The organism is Tenacibaculum aestuariivivum, from assembly GCF_964507685.1.
GTDB classification, from domain to species: domain Bacteria; phylum Bacteroidota; class Bacteroidia; order Flavobacteriales; family Flavobacteriaceae; genus Polaribacter; species Polaribacter aestuariivivum.
Genome location: NZ_OZ208414.1, coordinates 5,001 through 10,000 on the forward strand (window position 1 = coordinate 5,001; position 5,000 = coordinate 10,000).

Consider the following 5,000-nt stretch of genomic DNA (forward strand, 5'->3'; position numbering starts at 1 on the left):
AGAGCATAGTGATCCGGTGGTTCCGCATGGAAGGGCCATCGCTCAAAGGATAAAAGGTACTCCGGGGGATAACAGGCTGATCTCCCCCAAGAGCTCACATCGACGGGGGGGTTTGGCACCTCGATGTCGGCTCGTCACATCCTGGGGCTGGAGAAGGTCCCAAGGGTTGGGCTGTTCGCCCATTAAAGTGGCACGCGAGCTGGGTTCAGAACGTCGTGAGACAGTTCGGTCTCTATCTGCTGTGGGCGTTAGAAATTTGAGTGGATTTGACTTTAGTACGAGAGGACCGAGTTGAACTAACCTCTGGTGTATCTGTTGTTCCGCCAGGAGCATTGCAGAGTAGCTACGTTGGGAAGGGATAAGCGCTGAAAGCATATAAGCGCGAAACCCACCACAAGATGAGATTTCTTTAAAGGGTCGTGGAAGATTACCACGTTGATAGGCTATAGGTGTAAAGGCAGTAATGTCATAGCCAAGTAGTACTAATAACCCATAGGCTTATGTAGAAGTCTTGCGCTCGAAAGGGCGCAAGCGTAACTCTTTTGATAATTTACGATATGATTTTGCTAATATGTTAACTTATACAGTTGCAATATACTGAAACGATTTAAGGTGATTATCGCAATGGGGCTCACCTCTTTCCATCCCGAACAGAGAAGTTAAGCCCATTTGCGCCGATGGTACTGCCACTGGTGGGAGAGTAGGTCGTTGCCTTTCTTTTAAACCTCAATCTTTATAGATTGAGGTTTTTTTTTGCGCTAAACTGAAAATGTTAGGATAGGCATAGCTAAATTAGATAGTAAACTAAGCCCTCACAGATTTTAAAAAGCTGTGAGGGCTTTTTAGATACCTAAGAAGTGTTATATCCGTAAGAAATAATGAGGATAGGAAGGTAAAGTATTAGGTAAATTTGATAAAAAAGGATTTATTTATCTTTTAAAACATTGATTTTTCAGCAACAATTTCCCGCTTTCCGCATTCGCTTTTTTTGTTTTTTAAAATAAAAAAAGAAAAAAGAGCTCAAACAGATGTTTCAATCGGGGCTATGCATTAGATTACTTAACATTAAAAACTGCTATTTATTTAATTTTTTATTACTAAAAACAAAGAATTTTAAAAAATAAAAGAGGAATAAAGAGAGTTAAAAAAGTCTGATTTAACTTTAAATAATTAAAAAGAACAAATTAAAATAAAAAACATTGACTTTAAGTTATTGAAAAATAGGTAATTAAAAAACACTTTAAAAATAAACAAAAAAATGTACTTGCTGTTTCAATAAAAGGGTGTAGATTTGCAACCGCTAACGGAAAAACGAAAGTTTAAAAATTAGCAAAAGCTCATTAAAATATTGGTAAGTATCACATTAATAAAATGTAAAAAATAAGTTAAAAAAAGCTTGTTTAAAACAAAGTAAAGGATGTATATTTGCAACCGCTTTAAGAGAGCGTAACGATCAAGAGATTTTGGAAATGACGTTGATAAGTCAGTTAGTTCGATTCTAACGTTTCTACAAAAAGTCTGAGAAGATTAACGAGTTGAAAAATACTTGTTTGTGTCGACTCGACAAGTTCATTGAAAATATTGAAATTGACAGCGTAAACAAAGAGTAGAATAACCACGTTCTAATAATTTAGAACAAATTCTTTTGAAACTTATTCATTAATATTATTTACAATATACAATGAAGAGTTTGATCCTGGCTCAGGATGAACGCTAGCGGCAGGCTTAACACATGCAAGTCGAGGGGTAACATTGTGCTTGCACAGATGACGACCGGCGAACGGGTGCGTAACGCGTATAGAATCTGCCTTGTACAGGAGGATAGCCTTTAGAAATGAAGATTAACACTCCATAATGTATAGTTTCGGCATCGAAACTCTATTAAACATTTATGGGTACAAGATGACTATGCGTCCTATTAGCTAGATGGTAAGGTAACGGCTTACCATGGCAACGATAGGTAGGGGGTCTGAGAGGATTATCCCCCACACTGGTACTGAGACACGGACCAGACTCCTACGGGAGGCAGCAGTGAGGAATATTGGTCAATGGAGGCAACTCTGAACCAGCCATGCCGCGTGCAGGATGACTGCCCTATGGGTTGTAAACTGCTTTTATACAGGAAGAAACCGTGCTACGTGTAGCATCTTGACGGTACTGTAAGAATAAGGACCGGCTAACTCCGTGCCAGCAGCCGCGGTAATACGGAGGGTCCAAGCGTTATCCGGAATCATTGGGTTTAAAGGGTCCGCAGGCGGTCAATTAAGTCAGAGGTGAAAGCCCATCGCTCAACGATGGAACTGCCTTTGATACTGGTTGACTTGAGTTATACGGAAGTAGATAGAATAAGTAGTGTAGCGGTGAAATGCATAGATATTACTTAGAATACCGATTGCGAAGGCAGTCTACTACGTATATACTGACGCTCATGGACGAAAGCGTGGGGAGCGAACAGGATTAGATACCCTGGTAGTCCACGCCGTAAACGATGGATACTAGTTGTTGGACTTCGGTTCAGTGACTAAGCGAAAGTGATAAGTATCCCACCTGGGGAGTACGGTCGCAAGACTGAAACTCAAAGGAATTGACGGGGGCCCGCACAAGCGGTGGAGCATGTGGTTTAATTCGATGATACGCGAGGAACCTTACCAGGGCTTAAATGTGGTCTGACAGCTTTAGAGATAGAGTTTTCTTCGGACAGATCACAAGGTGCTGCATGGTTGTCGTCAGCTCGTGCCGTGAGGTGTCAGGTTAAGTCCTATAACGAGCGCAACCCCTATTTTTAGTTGCTAACAGGTTAAGCTGAGGACTCTAGAGAGACTGCCGGTGCAAACCGTGAGGAAGGTGGGGATGACGTCAAATCATCACGGCCCTTACGTCCTGGGCTACACACGTGCTACAATGGTATGGACAATGAGCAGCCACTGGGCGACCAGGAGCGAATCTATAAACCATATCACAGTTCGGATCGGAGTCTGCAACTCGACTCCGTGAAGCTGGAATCGCTAGTAATCGGATATCAGCCATGATCCGGTGAATACGTTCCCGGGCCTTGTACACACCGCCCGTCAAGCCATGGAAGCTGGGGGTGCCTGAAGTTCGTTACCGAGAGGAGCGACCTAGGGTAAAACTGGTAACTAGGGCTAAGTCGTAACAAGGTAGCCGTACCGGAAGGTGCGGCTGGAACACCTCCTTTCTAGAGAAAGATGGTGAGTTACAAAAGGGAAATTTTACTCTTTGCTGTTAATTTTAAAAAACACTAATAATAAGCTATTATAGTCTCGTAGCTCAGCTGGTTAGAGCGCTACACTGATAATGTAGAGGTCGGCAGTTCGAGTCTGCCCGGGACTACTAAGGTGTAAATTATTAGAAAGGAAATTCTAGAAATTAGAGGATTCGACATTCAAATTCTGAATAGTATTCTAGGGTTTATAATGGGGGATTAGCTCAGTTGGCTAGAGCGCTTGCCTTGCACGCAAGAGGTCATCGGTTCGACTCCGATATTCTCCACTAGGTAATGCCTAGGGATAAGTAAAATTATTCCAAGAGTATTGCAGGATTAAAGTTGATAAAATACTTATCAATGGTGATTCGCCATGTTCATTGACATATTGGTAAAATGATATCGTAAAGAAATCAAGATAGAGAAGTTAAATTATATTTAACAACAATATTTTTATAAAAATAAATAATTATAAAGAGCTCGTTCTAAACATTTATGTTTAGAGCAAAAAGTACAATAAGCTAAATAAGGGCGTATGGCGGATGCCTAGGCTTTCAGAGGCGATGAAGGACGCGATAAGCTGCGATAAGCTACGGGGAGGGGCACATACCTTATAATCCGTAGATTTCCGAATGGGGCAACCCGGTATGTTGAAGACATATCACCCGCAAGGGGGCAAACCCGGTGAACTGAAACATCTAAGTAACCGGAGGAAGAGAAAACAATAGTGATTCCGTTAGTAGTGGCGAGCGAACGCGGATTAGCCCAAACCAATGCTGTTACGGCAGTATTGGGGTTGTAGGGCTGCGAGATTAGAATCTTAGAGAACTAGAATTGTCTGGAAAGACAAACCAAAGATAGTGATAGTCTAGTATAGGTAATCGAAGATAATATAGCAGTACCCTGAGTAGTGCGGGACACGAGTAATCCTGTATGAATCCACCGGGACCATCCGGTAAGGCTAAATACTCCTGAAAGACCGATAGTGAACTAGTACCGTGAGGGAAAGGTGAAAAGAACCCTAAGTAAGGGAGTGAAATAGAACCTGAAACCGTACGCCTACAAGCGGTCGGAGCACATTAACTGTGTGACGGCGTGCCTTTTGCATAATGAGCCTACGAGTTACTGTTACTAGCAAGGTTAAGGATTTAAGGTCCGGAGCCGAAGCGAAAGCGAGTCTGAATAGGGCGAGTATAGTTAGTAGTAGTAGACGCTGAAACCGAGTGATCTACCCATGGGCAGGTTGAAGCTGTAGTAACATACAGTGGAGGACCGAACCAGTTGACGTTGAAAAGTCTTTGGATGACCTGTGGGTAGGGGTGAAAGGCCAATCAAACTCGGAAATAGCTCGTACTCCCCGAAATGCATTTAGGTGCAGCGTTGAGCGAAAATTTTATAGAGGTAGAGCTACTGATTGGATGCGGGGGCTTCACCGCCTACCAATTCCTGACAAACTCCGAATGCTATAAAATGTTACTCAGCAGTGAGGGCATGGGTGCTAAGGTCCATGTCCGAGAGGGAAAGAACCCAGACCATCAGCTAAGGTCCCCAAATATATGTTAAGTTGAACTAACGAGGTGAAACTGCTTAGACAGCTAGGATGTTGGCTTGGAAGCAGCCATTCATTTAAAGAGTGCGTAACAGCTCACTAGTCGAGCGGTTTTGCATGGATAATAATCGGGCATAAACATATTACCGAAGCTATGGATTTATACACAGTATAAGTGGTAGGGGAGCATTCTATTTGCGCCGAAGGTGTTCTGTAAGGGATGCTGGA

The 5,000-nt window shown here is 42.7% G+C and carries 2 tRNA genes and 4 rRNA genes (2 of these 6 cut by a window edge); all 6 read left to right on the forward strand.

Annotated features, from left to right (window positions below):
* Positions 1 to 505, forward strand: a 23S ribosomal RNA gene (locus tag ACN5J4_RS00020) (it extends 2,372 nt beyond the left edge of the window).
* 103 nt (positions 506 to 608) lie between these two features.
* Positions 609 to 717 (forward strand): 5S ribosomal RNA (gene rrf, locus ACN5J4_RS00025).
* A gap of 961 nt (positions 718 to 1,678) precedes the next feature.
* A 16S ribosomal RNA gene (locus ACN5J4_RS00030) occupies positions 1,679 to 3,196 on the forward strand.
* A gap of 81 nt (positions 3,197 to 3,277) precedes the next feature.
* Positions 3,278 to 3,351: transfer RNA gene (locus tag ACN5J4_RS00035), tRNA-Ile, on the forward strand.
* 85 nt (positions 3,352 to 3,436) lie between these two features.
* Positions 3,437 to 3,510: transfer RNA gene (locus tag ACN5J4_RS00040), tRNA-Ala, on the forward strand.
* Positions 3,511 to 3,737: 227 nt separating this feature from the next.
* Positions 3,738 to 5,000, forward strand: a 23S ribosomal RNA gene (locus ACN5J4_RS00045); it runs 1,614 nt beyond the window's last position.
* Together the 16S, 23S and 5S rRNA genes with 2 tRNA genes alongside form the textbook arrangement of a ribosomal RNA operon.